The 21535-nt window shown below is 41.2% G+C and carries 18 protein-coding genes; 16 read left to right on the top strand and 2 right to left on the bottom strand.

Going from position 1 to position 21535, the window contains the following annotated elements; all coding sequences use genetic code 11:
* Nucleotides 1-631: 631 nt before the first annotated feature.
* From ACYVD3_RS15345 to ACYVD3_RS15335, 3 genes are read left to right on the top strand one after another with little or no spacing between them, the layout of a single operon-like run.
* Nucleotides 632-1612, top strand: coding sequence for a hypothetical protein (locus tag ACYVD3_RS15345; RefSeq protein WP_460643362.1), 981 nt, complete (start codon nt 632-634; stop codon nt 1610-1612).
* Between the two features lie 53 nt (nt 1613-1665).
* Nucleotides 1666-2256, top strand: coding sequence for a class I SAM-dependent methyltransferase (locus ACYVD3_RS15340; RefSeq protein WP_460643361.1), 591 nt, complete (start codon nt 1666-1668; stop codon nt 2254-2256).
* Nucleotides 2223-4715: a DEAD/DEAH box helicase family protein gene (locus tag ACYVD3_RS15335; protein WP_460643360.1), complete on the top strand. Its 2493-nt coding sequence runs from the start codon at nt 2223-2225 to the stop codon at nt 4713-4715. Before ACYVD3_RS15340 ends, ACYVD3_RS15335 begins: the two co-directional genes overlap by 34 nt.
* A 522-nt stretch (nt 4716-5237) precedes the next feature.
* Here the strand turns inward: ACYVD3_RS15335 and ACYVD3_RS15330 are convergent.
* On the bottom strand, nt 5238-5552 hold the full coding sequence (locus ACYVD3_RS15330; protein ID WP_460643359.1) for a hypothetical protein: 315 nt from the start codon (nt 5550-5552) through the stop codon (nt 5238-5240).
* 520 nt (nt 5553-6072) lie between these two features.
* Here ACYVD3_RS15330 and ACYVD3_RS15325 point away from each other — a divergent pair.
* The 3 genes from ACYVD3_RS15325 to ACYVD3_RS15315 all read left to right on the top strand — a co-directional run bounded on the left by ACYVD3_RS15325 (nt 6073) and on the right by ACYVD3_RS15315 (nt 9265).
* Entirely contained in the window at nt 6073-8334 is a 2262-nt protein-coding gene (locus ACYVD3_RS15325; protein WP_460643358.1) for a DEAD/DEAH box helicase family protein, read from the top strand.
* On the top strand, nt 8331-8867 hold the full coding sequence (locus tag ACYVD3_RS15320) for a hypothetical protein (RefSeq protein WP_460643357.1): 537 nt from the start codon (nt 8331-8333) through the stop codon (nt 8865-8867). The genes ACYVD3_RS15325 and ACYVD3_RS15320 overlap by 4 nt, the downstream gene beginning before the upstream one ends.
* A 62-nt stretch (nt 8868-8929) precedes the next feature.
* Entirely contained in the window at nt 8930-9265 is a 336-nt protein-coding gene (locus ACYVD3_RS15315) for a DUF5688 family protein (protein WP_460643356.1), read from the top strand.
* A 489-nt stretch (nt 9266-9754) separates the two neighbouring features.
* Here ACYVD3_RS15315 and ACYVD3_RS15310 read toward each other — a convergent pair whose 3' ends face one another.
* Nucleotides 9755-10408 carry a GntR family transcriptional regulator gene (locus ACYVD3_RS15310; RefSeq protein WP_460643355.1) on the bottom strand — a complete coding sequence of 218 codons (654 nt, stop codon included), beginning with the start codon at nt 10406-10408 and terminating at the stop codon, nt 9755-9757.
* A 274-nt stretch (nt 10409-10682) separates the two neighbouring features.
* Here ACYVD3_RS15310 and ACYVD3_RS15305 point away from each other — a divergent pair, with 274 nt between their 5' ends.
* The 10 genes from ACYVD3_RS15305 to ACYVD3_RS15260 all read left to right on the top strand — a co-directional run bounded on the left by ACYVD3_RS15305 (nt 10683) and on the right by ACYVD3_RS15260 (nt 21228).
* The gene (locus ACYVD3_RS15305; RefSeq protein ID WP_460643354.1) at nt 10683-12083 is read left to right on the top strand and encodes an alpha-glucosidase/alpha-galactosidase; all 1401 of its coding nucleotides are present in this window, start codon (nt 10683-10685) and stop codon (nt 12081-12083) included.
* 17 nt (nt 12084-12100) lie between these two features.
* The gene (locus tag ACYVD3_RS15300) at nt 12101-12997 is read left to right on the top strand and encodes a carbohydrate ABC transporter permease (RefSeq protein WP_460643353.1); all 897 of its coding nucleotides are present in this window, start codon (nt 12101-12103) and stop codon (nt 12995-12997) included.
* 3 nt (nt 12998-13000) lie between these two features.
* Complete coding sequence (locus ACYVD3_RS15295) at nt 13001-13849, top strand: carbohydrate ABC transporter permease (RefSeq protein WP_460643352.1); 849 nt, start codon at nt 13001-13003, stop codon at nt 13847-13849.
* A gap of 29 nt (nt 13850-13878) precedes the next feature.
* The gene (locus ACYVD3_RS15290; protein WP_460643351.1) at nt 13879-15267 is read left to right on the top strand and encodes an ABC transporter substrate-binding protein; all 1389 of its coding nucleotides are present in this window, start codon (nt 13879-13881) and stop codon (nt 15265-15267) included.
* An 87-nt stretch (nt 15268-15354) separates the two neighbouring features.
* Complete coding sequence (locus ACYVD3_RS15285) at nt 15355-15537, top strand: hypothetical protein (RefSeq protein ID WP_460643350.1); 183 nt, start codon at nt 15355-15357, stop codon at nt 15535-15537.
* Nucleotides 15538-15616: 79 nt separating this feature from the next.
* The gene (locus ACYVD3_RS15280; protein WP_460643349.1) at nt 15617-15766 is read left to right on the top strand and encodes a hypothetical protein; all 150 of its coding nucleotides are present in this window, start codon (nt 15617-15619) and stop codon (nt 15764-15766) included.
* A gap of 111 nt (nt 15767-15877) precedes the next feature.
* Entirely contained in the window at nt 15878-17176 is a 1299-nt protein-coding gene (locus ACYVD3_RS15275) for a 3-isopropylmalate dehydratase large subunit (protein ID WP_460643348.1), read from the top strand.
* Between the two features lie 4 nt (nt 17177-17180).
* Nucleotides 17181-17696, top strand: coding sequence for a LeuD/DmdB family oxidoreductase small subunit (locus ACYVD3_RS15270; RefSeq protein ID WP_460643347.1), 516 nt, complete (start codon nt 17181-17183; stop codon nt 17694-17696).
* Complete coding sequence (gene larAH6, locus ACYVD3_RS15265) at nt 17686-20100, top strand: nickel-dependent malate racemase, LarAH6 family (RefSeq protein ID WP_460643346.1); 2415 nt, start codon at nt 17686-17688, stop codon at nt 20098-20100. Before ACYVD3_RS15270 ends, larAH6 begins: the two co-directional genes overlap by 11 nt.
* A gap of 150 nt (nt 20101-20250) precedes the next feature.
* Nucleotides 20251-21228 carry a LacI family DNA-binding transcriptional regulator gene (locus ACYVD3_RS15260; RefSeq protein WP_460643345.1) on the top strand — a complete coding sequence of 326 codons (978 nt, stop codon included), beginning with the start codon at nt 20251-20253 and terminating at the stop codon, nt 21226-21228.
* Nucleotides 21229-21535 lie beyond the last annotated feature (307 nt).

Here is a 21535-nt window from a genome sequence, read left to right as displayed (position 1 = left end):
GAGCGCAAAACACCGAACGACAAGCCATTAGAATGAGAGTATTATCATAGTTTGTTAAGATTATTTTTCTTTTGTATAAAAGCATTAATTCCTCTTGGATATAAATAAATTCTACTTACTTAAGCCGGAATGAAGTCTAATTTTTTAACTCGGTAAAAAGATTATATTTGTGTTTGCAAATTGAAGAATTAAAGATTAAGTGATATAATATTATTTATGAATAGTTGTAAAACAGAGAGAAAAATGTATATTATAATTATATTACGAGAATAAAAATGAAAGTTTTTACAAATTAACAACACTAAGTTTTAGCACAAAGCGTAGATGACGAAAAATGAATCAGTAACATTAATGGTTCTTGAGAGTATTTAAAATAGAAAGAATACACCATAGATAGAATTTTGGGAAAATTTCAAAATATCTTGCTGTCTGTATATAATGTGGCTAAAAATGCCGGATTTAGGGATTGGTTTTATGGTAATACGAAGTGATATAGATATAATATATTTTGAACGAAATAAAAATATACAAATTATGATGCTTCGTTGATATACTAGAGTATAATATTGAGCAGAAGTGATTCGAGAAAAAGGAATAAATATCGAAGATTAATAAATTTGAGGGGACTAGTATGTATAAGATAATAGATGAGTCAGGACAGCTCTATTCGTTACTCCATTATGAGCGGGAAGTGGATTTTGAAAGAATGATTGTCCAAAACGCCAATACTATTTTAGGCACTGAAGGAATTTATTTTGACATTAAGAAGTTGATCGGAAAGTCCAAAAAAGGTGCTTCTATACCAGATGGCTATTACCTGGATCTTACCTTTCATAATGATCCTAAATTATATTTGGTAGAAATTGAATTAAAGAGTCATGATGTTTATGGACATATCGGAGATCAGATCTTACGTTTTGGTATTTCCAGTGAGATGGATAAGTATAAAATGAAAAGTATTTTATTGGATAGTATTGGTTCAGATGATGAAAAAAAGGAAAAATTATATACCTTTTTAAAAAGGTCTAGATATAGTAATGTGAATGAATTGCTAGATCAAGTGATTTTTGATAACCGTCCTTCTACCATAGTTATTATTGATGAGGCAACAGAGGAGTTAAGCCGGGTAATGGCTCAGCTTACGATGGCAACAGAAGTAATTGAGGCGCAGACATATATATGTGGAGAAAAGAAATTACATCGTTTTACTCCATTTAAAGACGATTTACTTGACGATTTACCGACAGTTGAGGATGCAGACCAGTTAGATACAGTGGTTGTACCTGCCAGAGAAGAAGGATTCAATGATGAATTTATAAAAAATAATCGTTGGTATGCTATTCGAATATCCAGTGCTATGATTGATAAAATAAAATACGTTGCTTCTTATCAGGTGGCTCCGGTATCAGCCATTACTTATATGGCTGAAGTTGCCAGAATAGAAAAATATGAAGATAGTAATAAGTATATTATATATTTTAAAGAAGGGACTCTGAAAAAAATCAGTGCAGTTGGATTGGGCCAAAAAAGAGCTTTGGCTCCACAGGCACCAAGATATTCTGCATATAAAACTATTTTAAATGCTAAAACATTGGATGACATTTGGGATTAAACATCAAACGGTAGATAAATAATATACTAACTAAAAAGGGGTTATACCTTTGTATGATTGATACTTTAAAATATTATAATAGAAATGCAAAAGAGTTTATAGATAGTACTAGGAATCTGGAATTTACGGAACTACAGGATAAGTTTCTGGATCATATAGAACCAGGCGCAAGAGTATTGGATTTTGGATGTGGCTCTGGTCGTGATACAAAATATTTTTTGGATAAGGGATTTCAGGTGGATGCAATTGATGGTTCTGCAGAATTTGTTAAGATGGCCTCGGAATATGCACAGATTGAAGTAAAACAGATGTTATTTCAGGAGCTGGAGGCAGCAGAGGTATATGATGCAATCTGGGCTTGCTCTTCGATTTTACATTTGACAAGAGAAGAACTTGTGTTTGTGTTTGCAAAAATGGCAAAGGCGCTTGTCTCAAAAGGCATTCTCTATACGTCTTTTAAGTATGGAACAGAGGAAACGGAACGGAATGGCCGATATTTCACAGATATGACAGAGGATAAAATAAAAAGTCTGTTGGATAAAGTGGATATGTTCGTGATAGAGGACATGTGGAAGACTTCGGATGTACGTTCGGGAAGAGAAGATGAAAAATGGCTGAATTTAATTTTGCGGAAGAATATATAAAAACTCCTGAAGGATTAAAGATAGAGGTTGAACGTTGTGAAGCAATTACAGGAGGCAGGGAGAAAAACAAGTTTTTGCTGTATCAGCTTAAATATAGCATGATGAATGCGGATCGGATTGATTTCATTGTATCTTTTCTCATGGAATCCGGGGTAAGAATGCTATTAAAGGATTTGCAGAGAGCACTGGAACGGGGAGCTAAGGTACGTATATTGACAGGGAATTATCTCGGTATTACACAGCCGGGGGCGTTGTATCTGATAAAGGATTCTTTGGGTGAACAGGTGGATATCCGGTTTTATAGTGAGAAAGAGCGTTCATTCCATCCGAAGGCTTACATATTCCATAAAAAGGAGTTTGGGGAAATATATATAGGGTCCTCAAATATATCACGGAGTGCACTTACGTCCGGAATTGAATGGAATTATCATTTTGATATTTGCCGCGATAAGGATAATTTCAATAGTTTTTATCAGAACTTTGAGGATTTATTTTATAACCATTCCATTATTATTAATGACGAGGTGTTAAAACAGTATTCGAGAGAATGGAAGAAGCCGGCCTTACAGAAGGATTTGGATAAATATGATAAGGACAGCCACGATACGGAGGTTCAGATGCTGTTTCAGCCGAGGGGAGTACAGATAGAAGCGCTGTATGCCCTGAAGAACAGCCGGAGAGAAGGGGCGGACAAAGGGCTGGTCTATGCTGCAACGGGAGTTGGAAAAACTTACCTTGCTGCATTTGATTCCGTTGAATATGAAAAAGTATTGTTTGTTGCCCACAGGGAAGAAATTCTGCAGCAAGCAGCCAAAATCTTCCAGAATGTAAGACATTCTGAGGATTACGGATTTTTTACAGGAAAAGAGAAGACAGTGGGGAAAACTGTTATTTTTGCGTCAGTGGCTACTTTGGGAAGGCAGACATATTTGAATGAAAAGTATTTTTCTAAGGATTATTTTGATTATATTGTAATTGATGAGTTTCATCATGCAGTTACGGAGCAGTACAGGAGGATTATGGCATATTTCAAACCGAAATTTATGCTTGGGCTGACTGCTACGCCGGAGAGAATGGACGGAAGAAGTATTTATGAACTGTGCGATTATAATGTGCCATATCAGATAAGCCTGCAGGATGCCATTAATAAGGGGATGCTTGTGCCGTTTCACTATTACGGCGTTTATGATGAGACGGTGGATTATTCCGGTATCCGAAAAGTGAAGGGGAAATATGATGAGGAAGAATTGACGAAGGAATTATTGGTAACAAAGAGATATGACTTGATATATAAGCATTATATAAAATACAAGTCGGATAAGGCACTGGGATTCTGCTGTTCCAGAAAACATGCAGAGGAGATGGCAAGAGCATTTTGTCTGCGAAATATACCCGCTGCAGCAGTTTATAGCAACTCAGATGGAGAATATGCTGAAGACAGAAGTGAGGCGCTCCAAAAATTGGAACGCAGTGAAATAAAAGTGATTTTTTCTGTTGATATGTTTAATGAGGGGCTGGATATCTGTGATATTGATATGGTGATGTTTTTGCGCCCTACGGAATCTCCAGTCATATTTTTACAGCAGTTGGGCAGGGGGCTTCGGAAAAGCAGGGGAAAAGAATTTTTAAATGTCCTTGATTTTATAGGTAATTATGAGAGCGCAGGTTCAGCTCCGTTTTTACTTAGTGGAAGACCATATTCTAGCACAGAGGCAGGGAGAATGCAGCAGGCGGATTTTGAGTTTCCTGATGATTGTCTCGTGGATTTTGATATGCGCCTGATTGATTTGTTTCATGAAATGACGAAAAAGAGGGCGAAAAAAGAAGATCGGGTACGTGACGAATATTTCCGTGTTAAAGAATTTCTGGACGGTAAGGTTCCCAGTAGGATGGAGTTATTTACTTATATGGAGGATGAGGTTTTTCAGATCTGCAATGAATTGAAAAGTAGTCCGTTTAAGCATTATTTGAGATATTTGGATGGGATAAATGAACTTGGTGAAGAGGAAAAGGTTATTTATCAGGGGATTGGAAATGAATTTTTGGAGTTGCTGGAAACTACGCAGATGACTAAGTCGTATAAGATGCCGGTTCTTTTGGCATTTTATAATGATGGGAATATTAGGCTGGCAATTGATGAGGATGATATTTATCGGAGTTATATGATGTTTTATAATACGGCTAATAATTGGAGGGACCTGGAAAAGGACAAGGGGACCAGTGATTTTAAGACCTGGGATAAGAAGCGGTGTGTTAGTGAGGCGCTGAAGAATCCTGTCCATTTTCTGATGCAATCGGGAAATGGACTTTTTGTAAAGAAAGAAGGCGCGATACTGGCGTTGAATAATCGGTTGTACGTAGCGGTTAAACAGTCGGGATTTTCTGAGCAAATGAAGGATATTATTGAGTATCGAACTATGGATTATTATCGGAAGAGGTATGAGGGGCATATTTTTTAAAAAGAAGAGAAAGTTTGTATGAGAATTAATTGAAAAGCTTACCAACAATTAAATATCTGTTTAAGTCAGACCATTGAAAAGAAAATAAAAGAATAAAGAATGGGGATGTTACACAATCTTTGGGATACTCCCCAAAACTGATATAAAATTTCAATAGTTATTTATGGGCAAGGCCATTTTCCAGTGGTTCTTGCCCATGCCCTTATTATAAATCTATTTTTGGATTGTCAAGTAAAACTCTCTTTTGGTAGTCTTGATACTTTGCTTTTTTATTTTTAGGATAACCGTTCTCCAAAGAATATCTCAAGCTTGGAATAAATCTGCCTCCAGTCCTGCCGGTGACCTATCCATTTTTGTGATATTCATCGTGCAAGGCATAGCGTTTTTTACAGGCTGTCATCTGTGGGTAATACGGCCTTACTTTTAATAACCTTCTGGAGTTGACGGTTAAAGCCTTCTATAGGTATTCGTGGTGTAAATAAGCCTGCATTTAATTAATAACGAATAACTTTTTGGTTTAAATTATGAATAGCTTCCCCAATCCCTTTTTATTATCCAATTTGGCTTCCAGGTTACGTAATTTCCCGGTTCGAATATTTCATCTGCTAATTTAATTTCAAGTAATTGATTCGGTAATATTGATAAATTATGTATACCATCTGGGCTATTTAGATCATAGAAGTGATATCTCTCAAGACCATCTTTATATTTTCTACTAGGTCCATAATCAAATGGCACACATTTGCGATAAATGATTCCTTTTTCATTTGTATTTACACTTACTTCAACTATTCGCTTTTTGTTGATTGCCATTAAAAATAAATCTAATTTAGACATATTATACCTCCATATTGTTATATCACCTGAGTGAATTTTAAATAAATTATACGATAATTGTTAGAAAAAATCAACAAAAATTGTTGATTTTGGTTATATTGGAAAGATATTTTTGATTAATGATGATATATATATAATTTATTAGTATAAAGTAAAGAATACCCTACTATTTAAAGTATATATGTTGATTTCTGGCTTGAATTAAAATGATAATGATTCAAGTGAAGTTTAGAATAATAATAAAAAAATAATAGATTATTTAATAAAAAGGCTGAATTGAAAAAGTGAATTCCGGTGCATGTGTAAATTGGGGGTGCCGATGGTTTTTTTTAAAGCGTTTTTATAAAAGAGCAGATAGGAGCATTATTATGGCGTGGAAAGTATGCTATAATATTTACAGGTCATTATGGTAAAGTTGGGATATGCCAAATAGATTGAGCTTATGGCAGAGAAAATGCTCGAAATATCAGGGAGGCAGGCATAGAGAAACGATATAAATTGAGAAGGTGGGGAAGATGAAATGCAGAATCATGAGATAGAGGTAAAATCATTTGGAAAAGTTTTACCTAAAACAGGAAATAATACAAGAACACTTTATGAACATCAGAGAAAGGCATTAGAGAATTTGAATTTGATTAATCAGAATCCGGATTACAGCACACTTCTTGTGCTTCCGACAGGAGGCGGAAAAACATATACAGTATCCACATGGCTTCTTAGGAATGCACTGGATCAGCATACGAAAATACTATGGCTAGCACACAGACAGATGCTTCTGGAGCAGGCAGCGGAGTCTTTTCAGAAGTATGCCTATGCAGAGACGATTCCGCATATTTCATCGTACACATACCGGATTATTTCCGGAGCATCGTCCCATGACAGAACTATAGATATAGAACCATCTGATCAGCTATTGATTGTCGGTAAGGACAGCATTGGTCGGAACCTGAAAGCTCTGGATTTGTGGCTGAAAGGAGAAAAGGAAATCTTTCTTGTAATTGATGAAGCACATCACTCTACGGCTAAAACCTACAGAAAAGTGATAGACTATGTTAGGTCAAAGGTTACTCATGTAAAACTCTTTGGTCTGACGGCAACACCATTCCGTACCGCAGAAGAAGAACAGGGTCTGCTGGCGAAAATCTATCAGGACGGCATCCGAAACGGACAGGCAGTGCATGGTGATATCGGAATCACATATCAGATTGGATTGAAAGAACTGATCAGTAGAAGGATTCTTTCAAAACCGATTTTCATCAGCCGCTTTACGGATGAAATGTATGGGGATCAGCTTGGCGTAAATGAATGGGAAAGCATTCAGCATTTGGATGTGCTTCCGGATGATATCGCTGGCCAGATTGCAGACAGTGCGGCCAGAAACCGGCTGATTGTGGATACATATAAAGAAAAGTCTGCCGAGTATGGACAGACCATTATGTTTGCAGTCAATGTAACACATGCGATTACACTCTGCGCGCTTTTTAAAAAGGCAGGTATTAAGGCAGAGTATATTGTTTCTGATATTAAAGATTCCATTACCGGTGTAAGAATCAGCAGAGAGGATAATGAGAGAAAGATAGAGGCCTATCGGAATGGTTCTGTTCAGGTTCTGATCAATGTGAATATTCTGACCGAGGGAATTGACCTTCCTCAGACCAAAACTGTATTCCTTGCAAGGCCAACCGTTTCAACCATTATGATGACACAGATGATCGGACGTGCTCTGCGTGGAGAAGCTGCTGGAGGAACAGCGACTGCATATATTGTATCTTTTATTGATAACTGGAATGAGCATATTGCATGGGTAAATCCAGAATCCATTTTCATTGGAGACAATGAATTCACAGAGAATGAATCTGACCATGTGAAACGGGAACTGCGGATGATCGCAATTTCCAAGATTGAGGAATTTGCTTCAATGTTGGATGATTCAGTGGATACGACAGCATTGGAGAAAGTCCCATTTGTACGAAGAATCCCGGTCGGTATGTATGCGTTCTCCTATATAGAAGAGGGCGGTGTGGATTCTTCTTATCAGGTCATGGTCTATGACAGTACGAAGGAATCATATGAAAAGATGATGGCTGCGTTGCCGGCGCTTTTTGCTGATTTCGAAGTGACAGAAGAGTATCCAGCTGTGGATGTGATTGATGAAATGGTAGAACAGTGCAGGAATACAGTTTTCCTCGGAGAAATGGTTCCTCCGCTGGAAAAAACGGATCTGGGACGGATTTTAAGGTACTATGCCCAGTATGATGCAGCTCCAAAGTTCTATACCTTTGATGATATCGACAGAAGCCGCCTGGATGCTAGTGTGATTGCAAAGCATATATGGGATGAGGATATGGGATGCAGAAAACAGGCGGAATACTTAGATGGTATCTGGAATGACCAAGACGATAACATGCTGAAGCTTTTCTTCGGCAGAAAACTATACTTCCTGCGTCAGGTAGAAATCGAACTGACAAAGCTGTCTGATCCGCATATTTATGATGAAGAGAATAATGTGGAGTTTGGAAAAAGAAAGCTGGAAGATCTTCCGCTTTATGAGATTGGAAAGATTGACCCGGAACTGGAAAAAGAGCTTAGGGATCAGACATTTGAACGTGCAAAGGATATAGCTGGAAATTATACCTGTGCGTGTTGCGGTAAAAAGGATTGCAGCAGAATCTATTTCCAGGTTGATCATATTATTCCGATGAATCAGGGAGGAAAGAGTACTGCGGATAACCTCCAGGTACTTTGCAGGACTTGTAATGGAACCAAGGGTGATCAGATATGAGAGAGTTTTTGTACAGTAGCTTCGACCTGGCCTGCATCATTAACAGCATGGATCTTGGTGCACAGGGAATAGGAAGACTTCTGGAAGAGTTGTTTCAGAAAGACCGGTTTTTTCTTGAGTGTGATTATCGAAATGACAAGAGAAGGCTGTATCTGGATGTGCACTATTGGCTTGATTATTTATCAGATAAGCCGACGATTGATTCGGAGTTTCCATCCATTCAGAAAGATTTTGATGCATTCGGAAAAAAGATTGCCGAAGATGCTTTTATCACAGAATACTTTGATCTGGATCTGTTCTTTAAGAAGATGCGCCTGCAGTTGCTGTTCTTGGGCAATCAGGATTTTATCCGTATGAAACTGAGAACCATGCTGCGGGCTTACGGGTACAAGAGAAGGTCAGAAAAGCTGCTTCAATATCTGAAGGACAGCCTGCTGTTTTATCATATTGAAACCTATGTGCGTGGCGGAGTAGAATGCAGCATCAGTGAAATCGGGCTGGATGAAATGATCACGTTTCGGATATGCGGGTAGTTAAAGATGGTGATTATTGAATGAAAACAAAAAGAATAAAAGGATAGACGATAGATGATTACATGTTATGTGTGCTCTCCGCTCAATATTATAGAAATAGAATGCTGAGAGATTATTTAAACTTATACTATATGCATTTTACCCATGTTATGCCGCTGCAGGAGATTCTGGTAGAAATCATATCTGCATATAATTGCCGATTCTCAAAATCCAGATATTATTATATTGCTATCCAGAATGAGGCCATATTGGTTCCTGATAATGGGAATTTGGGTTATGGAAAGCTACAGAAAATGGTTAGCCAGATAAATCAAAGTGTAGTACCGAAAGAGGATGTGTTATCGGATAGTATTTATAGATATTCTCGGCATGAGTGCAGTATTAGTCTTATAGGATAAAAGCGGGTTTATGTTATAATGTTTACAGGTCATTATAGTAAAGAGGGGCACTAAAAAATTTTTGCTAAATGAAGATAAATAAGAAGGAGAATATGTGTATTATATTTCCAAAGGAATTTAGGCACTATGGTCATCAGAATTAAAGTAACAAGGTATGCTAGATTAGCAGAAACTGAAAATAATATATTAGTGAGGACTGGTAGAAATGCCGAAGTGGAGACCGAGTAAGCAAACAGAGAATAAAGGTATTATTATGTTCGGTATGTCTATGTCTACTTGACGGAGCACACACCACTTTGCGCCGAAACATGCCCTAAGGTCCACCATATGGCAGAGGCTTATTGTGAGGTAACACCTGATAAAGAAAGTCTTTCAAAGGCTGCAGAGTAAATCTGTCCGATTTCCGTCATATCCGTCATAGAGGTAAAATAACACAAATAAGAGCTGAGGCAGTCTTGAAAGTCAGATTACCTCAGCTCTTATTCATTTTTACTCCCTAGATGAAAAACTATCAATAATATTTTCCATACTTCGTTCAATATGATGCTCCATTTCCTTGCGAACCAGGTAGGGATTGCAATCGCGCATATATCCCAGAATCTTTCCATGTTCATCTATAGAGATGAGCTGATGTTCTTTGGCAGAGACTGTTTTGCCGAAGGAGCTTCCATTCCAAAGAGAGGAAAGGATGGAATACATCTTAATGTTGTCTGCCGCCTTCCAGATAGAGGTATGGAGATTCTGATTATAGGACTGGTATTCTTCATCAGAAAAATCTTCCCCCAGGCTTTCTATATGAGCTTGGGAGCTGATTAAGTCTGATACGTCAAAATGTCTCAAAGTGGCTCTTACGGCTGCTTCTCCCTCCAAAAGCATTCTCATTTCAAAGTGTTCACGTATTGTCTTAGTAGTTATTCCATTTACAATTGCACCTTTGTTCATTCGGAGAGTTATTAAATTTTCTGAAGCTAAAATTTGAAAAGCTTCACGGACAGGCGTTCTGCTGACACCAAGATGGCTGGCTGTGTCAGTCAGTGACAGTTCTTCCCCCTCTTTAAAATCGCCTGACAGAATCGCCTTGCGGAGAATGGAAGCGATTCGGATGCGCGTGGGCATTATTTCCAACGAATCTAACTTTTTCATTTGTTTCACCTGCTTTACTTAGAATGAAATTATTTTATCATACAAAGTGAAAAGAGTCAAAATATAGTTGAAGAGACCATGAAAAAGTGCACATATAAAATAGATAAAAAACAAAAAAAATAAAATAAATACACAAAAACTATTGAAAAACAATCCTGAGTGTGGTAGAACTATATTAAATCGTATACGATATACGATATACGATATACGGAAAACGATTTTACTGGAATAGGGAATGCAATAATTTCCTTTCATACATGAGGAGGGTATAGGGATGAAGTGGAATCATCATCATGTTTCAGACATTAAGATGGCTTATATTGGCGGGGGATCCAAGGCGTGGGCATGGAAGCTGATGGCAGATCTGGTTCTGGAGCCGGCGCTTGGCGGTACGGTCCGGCTTTATGATATTGATGAAAAGGCTGCCAAGGAGAATCAGATTATTGGTAATCAACTGAAGGAAAGGAAAGAGACAAAAGGACAGTGGGACTATCAGGTTGCCGGCAGCTTGAAGGAAGCCCTGGAGGGTGTAGATTTTGTCGTGATTTCAATTTTGCCAGGTACATTTGAAGAGATGCGTTCCGATGTGCATCTGCCGGAACGGCTGGGGATTTATCAGTCTGTAGGAGATACGGCAGGTCCGGGGGGGATGATCCGTGCACTGCGAACTCTGCCAATGTACGAGGGAATAGCAGAAGCAATAAAGAACTTCTGCCCGAAAGCCTGGGTGATTAGCTATACCAATCCTATGAGTCTCTGTGTGGCAAGCCTGTACCGGACATTTCCGGAGATAAAAGCCTTTGGCTGCTGTCATGAAGTATTTGGAACACAGAAGATACTGGCGCAAATTGCGGGGAAGGCATTGGGGATTGAAAAAATCAACCGGGAAGATATCCATGTCAATGTTTTAGGAATCAACCATTTTACCTGGTTTGATACGGCATCATATGAAGGAGTGGATCTTTTTCCTATATATAAGGAGTACATTGACAATAATTTTGAAGAAGGTTTCGATGATCCGGACCGACCATGGGAGAAATCGACCTTCAATTGCAGACATAGGGTAAAATTTGATTTATTTAACCGTTATGGATTAATTGCAGCAGCAGGGGACAGGCACTTATCAGAATTTATGCCGGGAAATACCTATTTGAATAATCCGGATACCGTAAAGGAATGGAAGTTCGGTCTTACTACAGTGGACTTCAGGATTCAGCAGATGGAGGAACGCCTGGCCAGGAGAAAGCGGATTATAGCGGGAGAAGAACAGATGGAGATCGTTCCTTCCGGAGAAGAAGGCGTGCAGCAGATTAAAGCGCTGGTTGGTCTGGGGCGTATGGTAAGCAATGTAAATATTCCTAACAGCAGCTTACAGATTCCTAATCTGCCCCGGGAATCGGTGGTGGAGACCAATGCCGTATTTTCCAGAGACAGCATCCGGGCGGTATCTGCAGGACCTATTCCTGAAAAGCTGCGTGAACTGGTATTGCCGCATGTACAGAATCACAGGTCTATATTGGAGGCTGCAGGAACTTACGATCGGGAATTGGTGGTAAAGGCATTTATGAACGATCCTTTAGTAAAATATAAATGTCAGGATCAAAAAGAGATAGAAAAACTTGTTGATGAAATGATTAAAAATACAGAAAATTACCTTCCGAATGGATGGAAATAAATGTGTGGGAGAAAAGAATGAAGAAAAAGAAGAAAGGGTTTTGGAAACGCAATGTAGGCCTTATCTTTGTAATGCCCTGGCTGGTGGGTTTGGTTATTTTTAAACTGTATCCATTTATGGCATCCTTTATATACAGCTTCCACTCATATAATCTCTTTAAGACAGCCTCCTTTGTGGGACTTGATAATTACCGTTACATATTGAGTGACAAGCTGATAATTAAGGCATTTGTGCAGACCTTTAAGTATGCGTTCCTGACCGTACCGCTGGAGTTAATATTTGCGCTGTTTATTGCGTATATCCTGAATAATAAGATATGTGGGTTAAACTTTTTCAGGACAATTTATTATATTCCTTCTATCTTAGGCGGATCTGTATCAATTGCTGTTTTGTGGAAATTCCTTTTCAAGACAGAGGGACTGGTGAATATCATTCTGGGAAAAATTGGAATACCGGCCTTTAACTGGCTGGGAAATCCGGATGGCGCATTTTTTGTCATTGTGCTGCTTAGAGTATGGCAGTTTGGTTCTCCTATGATCATATTCCTGGCAGCATTAAAAGGGGTGCAGGTAGATTTGTATGAGGCGGCTGCCATTGATGGTGCAGGTAAATTGAAACAATTTTTCAGAATTACGGTGCCGCTCATTACGCCGGTTATTTTTTATAATTTTGTGACACAGCTATGCCATAAATTCCAGGAGTTTAACGGTCCTTTCATTGTAACTCAGGGCGGGCCGCTGCGTTCAACATCTCTGGTGTCACTGCTTGTTTATAATGAAGCCTTTAAGAGAAATGAAATGGGGCTTGCCAGTTCGATTGCCTGGCTTTTGTTCCTGGTTATTATGGCATTTACCGCGGTGGCATTTATAAGCCAGAAGTATTGGGTTTACTATGCAGATGAAGATGGGAGGTAACATATGAACAGAAAAGAAAAAGCAAGTTTTAACCTGTTTTTACGGTATCTCCTTCTGATCAGCTTAGGGATTGTGATGATATACCCGCTGTGCTGGATGATAGGAGCTTCATTCAAGACGAACTCAGAACTGTTTTCCAGTGCAGGAATTTTAGCTTTGGCGCCGACTCTTGATGGATACAGGAATGGATTTAAGGGCTACGAAGGTATGAATCTGCTTCATTTTATGGGGAATACCTATAAGTTTGTAATCCCCAAGGTTGTAATTACAGTGGTATCAGCGGTCATTACATCCTATGGGTTTGCAAGATTTCAGTTTGTAGGAAAAAAGCTGCTCTTTGCACTGCTGCTTTCAACCCTGTTTCTGCCGCAGGTGGTTTTAAATGTACCGCAGTACATACTGTTTAACGAGGTGGGCTGGCTGAACTCATACCTGCCTATTGTGATTCCATCCATGCTGGCAGGGGATACTTTCTTCGTATATATGCTGATTCAGTTCCTCAGGGGGATTCCAAGGGAGCTGGAGGAGGCGGCTGAGATTGATGGCTGTAATGTAGTAGAAAGGCTTTGGTATGTTATAGTTCCCATGATAAAGCCATCCGTCGTTTCCTGCGCCTTGTTTCAATTTATGTGGGCATCCAACGACTTTATGGGACCATTGATCTATATCAATTCCGTCCGTAAATATCCGGTATCCATATTTTTGAGAATGTCTATGGATACCGAGTCAGGATTCGACTGGAACCGGATCCTGGCGATGTCGCTGTTAGCAATCATTCCATCTCTTATGGTCTTTTTTATAGCACAGGATTCTTTTGTGGAGGGTATTGCGGCAGGAGGAGTTAAGGGGTAACAATAAAATTAAAAATAGGGAGGTTACACATGAAGAAACGAGGAAAAAAACTGGTTAGTCTGATTCTGGCTGGTGCTATGGTAGGGTCATTGGCAGGCTGTATGCCTGCAAAGCCAAAGGAAACGGCGGCTCCTGAGGTTAAGACTGAGGCGGCTAAGGAAGGGAATGGCGCTGAATCTCCGGCAGAGACTGAAGGGGCAACGGAGATCAACACTAAGGATCCCATTACCCTGCGCTTTAACTGGTGGGGCGGTGACTCACGCCATGAGAAAACTCTTAAAGCGATTGAGGCCTTTAAAGCCAAATATCCAAATATTAAGGTAGAAGCGGAGTATGAGGCTTTCAGCGGCCATGAAGAGAAGATATCTCTGGCTCTTAATGCCGGTGCGGCGGCAGATGTAATACAGTTGAATATGGACTGGGTTTTTGCCTATTCTCCCAAGGGAGACACATTTTTTGATTTAAACAAGGTTTCCAATATTATAGACCTGTCTAGCTACGAAGATTACGATAAGGAATTCTATACAGTAAACGGATCGCTCCAGGCTCTTCCCATAGCCAATACCGGACGTGGATTTATCTGGAATAAGACTACTTATGATAAGGTGGGAGCCAAAATTCCGACAACATTGGATGAGCTTTATGAAGCTGGAGAAAAATTTGAGGCATATGAGGACGGATCCTATTATCCTTTTGCCTGTGCGGACTATGTAAAAGTGCATTTAATGATTTATTATCTCCAGTGTAAATATGGAAAAGACTGGATTAAGGACAATGAGCTTCAATATTCGAAGGAAGAGATTCAGGAGGGTCTGGAGTTTATTAAGAGTCTGGAAGACAAGCATGTAATTCCTGATTCAGAGAGACTGGCAGGAGAGGGAACTTCTGAACTTCTGGAAACAGGTGAGAGCTGGATTAACGGTCACTACGGCGGAGCAATGTGCTGGGACACCAACATTGACAAGTATGTGGAAGCAGTAACGGATGGAGAAATTGTAGTAGGCGATATGATTAATATGGGAGAGTTTCATGGCGGCCCCTTAAAGGCTTCCCAGGTAATCGCCATTACTTCCTCCTCACAGCATCCGGCAGAGGCTGCTGCTCTGATTCAGTTCCTTTTTGGAGATGAAGAGGGGGCAGCGATTCTGGGTGACAGCCGTGGTATTCCCTGTAATAAAAATGCGGTCAAATATGTGAGCACAGAGGGAAGCCTGGTTGCTGACATGAATAAGAAGTTGATGGAATGGTCAACGTTTATGCTGGACATTTTTACAGAACGTGCTTCACTGAAGACTCCTGATGGTGTTTATACCCTGGCAATTCAGTCATTAAGCTACGGGGAAGAAGATGCGGCCGCCTGTGCGGATATGCTGATCGATGGAATCAACAGGGAAATAGAGGCAGCAACTGCTGAGTAGTGAGGCTAAGGAAGCGTCAAGGGAGCGCTGCAGAATGGGGGATATGCATTTTGCAGCACTCCTTTTTATAGCAAAGGGAAGTTTGAGATGAAGATAACGGGTTTAAAACAGGAGTACTTCCGATGGGAGAAAAGCCGGCCCATAGCTAACGGAAAGCATATCCATACTCATTGCGGCCTGGCAGTTATAAAGATAGAGACAGACCAGGGGATCACAGGCTTTGGATTTTCCGGGCCGGTGCTGGGAATGAATCCGTTTATGATGGAATGAGAAGACTGGCGGAAAAAACAAGTATTCCCCTGCCCTGTTTTTATTGGGAGGCATCACCGAATTTCTGAAAATAGTGGCTATGGCGCAGGCTCACTGCCTTGAGATCGCACCCCATGGGGACCAGACGATTAACGTATCTTTGGGTTCGGCGGTAAGTAATGTGTCTTACATCAAGTATTACCCCCTGAATATGACAGTGTGTGGCAGGAAGCTTTTTGCGATCCGCTGAAAGTAAATCATGAAGGAAGGCTCCAGGTTCCGGACAGGCCTGGAATCGGCTTTGAACCTAATTACCATATTTGGGGAAAATTTAGGATTATATAAAACAGGAGAAAAATATATGCATGCGATTGAAAAGATTTTAGCAAAGCACAGCGGCCGGGAGTCCGTTGAGTGCGGGGAAATCATAACGGCTGATATTGATTTTGCAGAGATTAATGACCTGTATCTTCAGACGGTCTATTCTTTTAAGGAAATGGGTGGGAAAAAGGTCTGGGATAAAGAGAAGGCAGCGTTTGTTTTTGACCACTATGCGCCGTCGCCTACGATTATGGCAGCCCAGAATCATAAGGAAATGCGTCAGTTTAAGGAGGAACAGGAGCTAACCCATCATTTTGATGTTAATGCCGGGGTTTGCCATCAGGTGATGCCGGAGGCAGGTCTTGTATACCCGGGAATGATTCTGGTTGCAACCGATTCTCACACTACCACCCATGGGGCCTTTGGCTGCCTTGGAACGGGAATTGGAGCAACGGATATGGCCACGGTTCTGATCACAGGAAAGCTATGGTTTAGGGTGCCTGAGATCATTAAGATTCATCTGGAAGGGATCCCTGCTGATCACGTGCTTCCCAAGGATGTGATCCTTCATATAATTGGAAAAATGAAAGCAGACGGAGCCGTATATAAGGCAATAGAATTCACCGGAGATTATGTGGAGCAACTGGATGTGGCCGGGCGGATGGTACTTTGCAACATGACGGTGGAAATGGGAGCAAAAACAGCATACATACAGCCCAACCAGGCAGTTCTTGAGTATGTAAGAAGCAGGACAGACCATTCATTTGAGATCGAGTACACAGATGAAAATTTTGAATATGAGGAAATTCATATCTTCGATATCAGCGATCTGGAGCCACAGGTGTCCATGCCGTCCAGCGTTGATCATGTGGGGCCTGTAAGGCAGGCGGGACAGGTACGGATTGACCAGGCATTTGTCGGGACATGTACAGGCGGAAGACTGACAGATATAGAAACGGCAGCGCAGATTCTGAAAGGAAAAAAGATAGCATCCCACGTGCGTATGATCGTAATTCCGGCTTCAAGAGAAGTACTTCAGGAGAGCATTGCCAAAGGATATTTGGAAATTCTTCTGGAGGCAGGTGCAACAATATCGGCGCCTGGCTGCGGTCCGTGTCTCAGTGCTCATCAGGGGGTGCTGGCAGCAGGTGAAGTGTGTGTCACTACATCTAACCGTAATTTCCCGGGCAGGATGGGCAGCAGGGATTCAGGAATATATCTTGCTTCACCGGCAACAGTGGCAATATCTGCGATGACAGGTTATCTGACGGTTCCAGCCATCAGAAGCTTAAAAGAAGAGAAGGAGAAACCGGAGATTAGTTCCGGGAGGGGGGAATGAAAATATGAAAGAAAATTTTAGTGGTCCGGCAATGATATTGGGAAAAAATATTGATACGGATCAGATCTATCCCGGCCGGTATTTAGCCCTGACTGATCCTGATGAGATCGGCAGCCATTGTCTGGAAGGTGTGGATGAAAATATTGCCAGAGATTTTCCAAAAGAAGGAATCATAGTTGCAGGAACAAATTTTGGCTGCGGTTCCAGCCGGGAGCATGCCGCGATTGCATTGATTCATATGGGAGCAGGCGCTGTTGTAGCCGAATCATTTGCACGGATATTTTACCGTAACGCCATTAATCTGGGGCTTCCCCTTCTTGTATGCAAAGGTATTTCCGGGAAGGTAAAGGCTGGAGAGAAACTGCAGGTGAATATGAGAACTGGAGAAATAAAAAACCTGACAGCAGATGAAGTATATCAGTGCGAAAAAATAGGAGATTATGCCATGTCCATTCTGGAAGCAGGGGGAATTAAGCCTTTGTTTCTTAAGAGAATGAAAGAGGAAAGCAATGAATGCTGAGATTTATATAGAGCAGTATAGAAAATCATTTGAAAAGCTGGACCGGAAGTTTTGGAACTATGAGGATGGCTGTGTCCTCCGGGCTATGGCAGATATGCATGAGGCCACAGGCGATCCTTGTTACCGGGAAACGATGGAAACCTTTTTAGACCGCTATGTATGCAAAGATGGCACGATTCTGTGGTACGACAGGGAAGAGTACAGCCTGGATAAGCTGCCTTCAGGGCGGGCTCTGCTTTATCTCTATAGGGAGACTGGTCAGGAACGTTACCGAATCGCGGCAAAGCATCTGATGGGGCAGTTGAAAAATCAGCCGAGAACCCGAAGCGGCAGCTTTTGGCATAAAAAGATATATCCAGGTCAAATCTGGCTGGATGGTCTTTATATGTCTGCCCCTTTTTATCTTTCTTATGAAAAAGAACTGGGAAATAGACAGAGCTGCCAAGATGTAATAAAGCAGTTTGGGAATGCCCGCAGATTCTTGTATGATGAATCGGCCCATCTCTATATTCATGCTTACGATGAAGAAAAAAAGCAATTTTGGGCAGATCCGGCGACTGGACGTTCCGCCAATTTCTGGTCCCGCGCAGAGGGATGGTATCTGATGGCACTGGCAGACTGCTGTGAAATTTTACCCAGGGAAGAGGAGGAATGGCAGTATCTGGCAGGGCTGTGGAAGGAAGCTGTGGATGGGATGCTTGCATATCAGGATCAGGAAAGCAGCCTGTTCTTTCAACTGACAGCCCTTGGAAATAAATACGGAAATTATCTGGAGACTTCAGCATCTGCTATGGTTGCCTACTCTCTTTTTAAAGGATATGAGATGGGAATATTCGGTGAAGCATATTTTATGAAGGCCGCCGGGATCATGATGTCTTTGGAAGCAAATAAAATAACCTTCAAAAATGGCAGACTGCATTTGGATGGCATCTGTGCCGGTGCAGGGCTTGGCCCCGAAAACCGGATGGAAAGAGACGGAAGTGCAGAATATTATTTAAGAGAACCAATTGTACAGGACGAACAGAAAGGAGCCGCGGCTTTTATAATGGCATACAGCCAATGGTTAAAAACCGGAGGAATAAAACGTATGTCCCAATACAGGCCGGTGGTTAAGGTGAATGATGTGTATCAATTGCGGCATCGGCCGATGGAAGAGATTGAACTGGGCTATGGTTCAGGAATGGAGCGTGTAAAGCTCCCTAAGGAGGTGATAGCTGATATTCTTGTTCCCGAAAAAAAAGAATGTGTGTTATCAGAGGGGGAGATCATAGAGCAGGCCCTGGACAATCCGGTAGAAACTCCGCTTCTGGAGGAGCTTGCAGCAGGAAAGAAAGACGTTGTCATTGTTACCAGCGATGTCACCAGGCCCATGCCCTCCTGGCGGGTTCTTCCCCATGTGGTAAAAAGACTGGAAAAGGCAGGAATCAGCCGTTCCTGTATCACAATTGTATTTGCAGTTGGAACCCACAGGAGGCAGACCGGGGAGGAGATGCGGCATCTGGCGGGAGATGAAATATATGAGACTTGCAGATGTATGGATTCATCAGAGTGTGAATTTGTCCATATGGGTTATACCAGGGAGGGGACACCGGTTGATATTGCAGATAAGGTGGCTTTCGCTGATTTAAGAATATGTCTGGGAAATATCGAGTACCATTTTTTTGCAGGTTATTCAGGCGGAGCAAAGGCAATCATGCCGGGAGTGTCCACGATGGATGCGATCCGAATGAACCACAGCAAAATGACAGACCCGATGTCAAGGGCGGGATCCCTGGAAGAAAATCCGGTGCGGAAGGATTTAGAAGAAGCTGCCGGCATCTGCGGCGTGGATTTTCTCTTCAATGTAGTTCTGGATGAGCATAAAAACATCGTTTATGCAGTGGCCGGCAATTTAAAGCAGGCTCACAGAAAGGGCTGTCAATTTCTGGACGGTTTTTTCCGTAAGGAAATCACTGAACTGGCAGATATTGTCATTGTTTCCCAGGGAGGAGCGCCTAAGGACTTAAACCTTTATCAGACTCAGAAGGCCCTGGCCAATGCGGAACAGGCAGTACGGCCCGGCGGAATCATCATTTTAGCCGGGGCATGTCCGGAAGGACTTGGAGGTGCTGTGTTTGAACAATGGATGCTGGAGGCAAAAAGTGTGGACGAAATTCTGGAACGGATACAAAAAGATTTCCAGATAGGAGGCCATAAAGCCGCATCTTTTGCCAGAACTTTGAAACGTGCTAAAATTTTTCTGGTGTCAGGAATTGAAAAAGAATTAGTTAAGAATATTTTTATGGAGCCATTTGATCATATTCAGGAGGCTTATGAGGCGGCAGCAGAAGAGTTGGGGGAAGAGGCCAGAGTAATTGTAATGCCTTACGGAGGCTCTACTTTGCCGGTGCTGGCTTTGAATTAACTAAAAAGATGGTAGTGTAATCTAGTGTACAGTACCGATGAACTTTCACAACTACATTTTAATTGTCATCTTGCATTTTGCTCCAGGATAAGATAAGATAAAAATAATTTGTTAAAACCTAAGATGCAAAATGAAAGGAGCAAATAAAATATGGCCAGTATACGAGATGTTGCGTTGAAGGCTGGAGTTGGGATAGGAACGGTTTCCAGGGCTTTAAATGGAACTGGTTATATAGCAGAAGAGACTAAGAAAAAGATCCTTGATGCAGTAAAGGAACTGGAGTATGTGCCCAATGAATTGGCTCAGAATCTGTATCGTAAGCGCTCCGGTTTTGTAGGGGTCATGGTACCGGACTTGGAGCATCCTTTTTTTGCAGGTTTGACGAAATACATAGAGATCGAATTGTATAAACATGGCTATAAGTGTATGATCTGCGGCGTTGATAAGAAGTTCCTGAAGCAGGAAGAGTATCTGGAGATGCTGCAAAGAAACGTTATGGATGGGCTGATCAGTTGTGTAGATATGGCTATTGATACGGATATAAGCAATATACGGCGCCCTATTGTATGCATGGATAGAAGCTGGGGACCAGATGTGGCCAATATTCATTCGGACCATCGCCAGGGAGGCCAGATGGCAGCAGAAGCCTTATTAAAAGGAGGCTGCCAGAAGATGGTGCAGTTCATGCCCATGCCATATGACAATTGGTGCTTTTTAGAAAGGCACAAAATGTTTCGGGAAAGAATCGAAGAGGAGGGACTGAATGTTCTGGAGGTATATACTCCCAGAGACCGTATGATTTTTGAATACAGCGAATGGGTGAGACGGGAGTGTGTCAGATTTATTGAATATGCAGATGGAATTTTTGCAGATGACATTGCGGCCATTACTTGTCTGAAGGTAGCCGATGAATATCAGATAGATGTGCCTGGCAGACTTAAAATCATAGGGTATGATGGAATACCTCTTACCAGAATGATACATCCTACCATTACAACCATATGTCAGAATCTTCCTGAAATAGCGAAGCGGTGTGTAAATACCATTATGCAGGAGATTGAGGGTGCTAAGCACATAGAACTGGATCAGATTGTGAATGTGAGCTTTCAGGAAGGCGGAACTGTTTAAGCAGATTGGGAAAATAAAATAGAAAGTATGGCGGCATGCTCTACAGAATACAGTATACCGGTTTAATATAATTTTATATAATGAGGCCGCCCCATGAAGAAGTCAGGTTACTTCTTCATGGGGCGGCTTTTGCCTTGTTATTTTTCTATCTACTCCAAAACTGATTGCCTGGAAATGATAAAATCTACAGATGAATGGTAACCGTTACTTGGCGTTTACGATAATTGATAGTATCAAATATTGGACCTGTAGAAAATCCTGTTTTTCAACAGGTCCTTAATTATGCGTTATCAGATAAATGAAGCTT

The organism is Lacrimispora brassicae, assembly GCF_054772055.1.
This window is presented reverse-complemented; position numbering and strand designations above follow the sequence as displayed.

Coding starts and splice junctions, on each gene's coding strand:
- larAH6 (WP_460643346.1), top strand. CDS start 17,686: ATGAATGCTGAGATTTATATAGAGCAGTATAGAAAATCATTTGAAAAG.
- ACYVD3_RS15330 (WP_460643359.1), bottom strand. CDS start 5,552: ATGTCTAAATTAGATTTATTTTTAATGGCAATCAACAAAAAGCGAATA.
- ACYVD3_RS15305 (WP_460643354.1), top strand. CDS start 10,683: ATGAAGTGGAATCATCATCATGTTTCAGACATTAAGATGGCTTATATT.
- ACYVD3_RS15275 (WP_460643348.1), top strand. CDS start 15,878: ATGCATGCGATTGAAAAGATTTTAGCAAAGCACAGCGGCCGGGAGTCC.
- ACYVD3_RS15335 (WP_460643360.1), top strand. CDS start 2,223: ATGGCTGAATTTAATTTTGCGGAAGAATATATAAAAACTCCTGAAGGA.
- ACYVD3_RS15290 (WP_460643351.1), top strand. CDS start 13,879: ATGAAGAAACGAGGAAAAAAACTGGTTAGTCTGATTCTGGCTGGTGCT.
- ACYVD3_RS15340 (WP_460643361.1), top strand. CDS start 1,666: ATGATTGATACTTTAAAATATTATAATAGAAATGCAAAAGAGTTTATA.
- ACYVD3_RS15285 (WP_460643350.1), top strand. CDS start 15,355: ATGAAGATAACGGGTTTAAAACAGGAGTACTTCCGATGGGAGAAAAGC.
- ACYVD3_RS15270 (WP_460643347.1), top strand. CDS start 17,181: ATGAAAGAAAATTTTAGTGGTCCGGCAATGATATTGGGAAAAAATATT.
- ACYVD3_RS15300 (WP_460643353.1), top strand. CDS start 12,101: ATGAAGAAAAAGAAGAAAGGGTTTTGGAAACGCAATGTAGGCCTTATC.
- ACYVD3_RS15345 (WP_460643362.1), top strand. CDS start 632: ATGTATAAGATAATAGATGAGTCAGGACAGCTCTATTCGTTACTCCAT.
- ACYVD3_RS15320 (WP_460643357.1), top strand. CDS start 8,331: ATGAGAGAGTTTTTGTACAGTAGCTTCGACCTGGCCTGCATCATTAAC.
- ACYVD3_RS15325 (WP_460643358.1), top strand. CDS start 6,073: ATGCAGAATCATGAGATAGAGGTAAAATCATTTGGAAAAGTTTTACCT.
- ACYVD3_RS15315 (WP_460643356.1), top strand. CDS start 8,930: ATGTTATGTGTGCTCTCCGCTCAATATTATAGAAATAGAATGCTGAGA.
- ACYVD3_RS15280 (WP_460643349.1), top strand. CDS start 15,617: ATGGCGCAGGCTCACTGCCTTGAGATCGCACCCCATGGGGACCAGACG.
- ACYVD3_RS15295 (WP_460643352.1), top strand. CDS start 13,001: ATGAACAGAAAAGAAAAAGCAAGTTTTAACCTGTTTTTACGGTATCTC.
- ACYVD3_RS15260 (WP_460643345.1), top strand. CDS start 20,251: ATGGCCAGTATACGAGATGTTGCGTTGAAGGCTGGAGTTGGGATAGGA.
- ACYVD3_RS15310 (WP_460643355.1), bottom strand. CDS start 10,408: ATGAAAAAGTTAGATTCGTTGGAAATAATGCCCACGCGCATCCGAATC.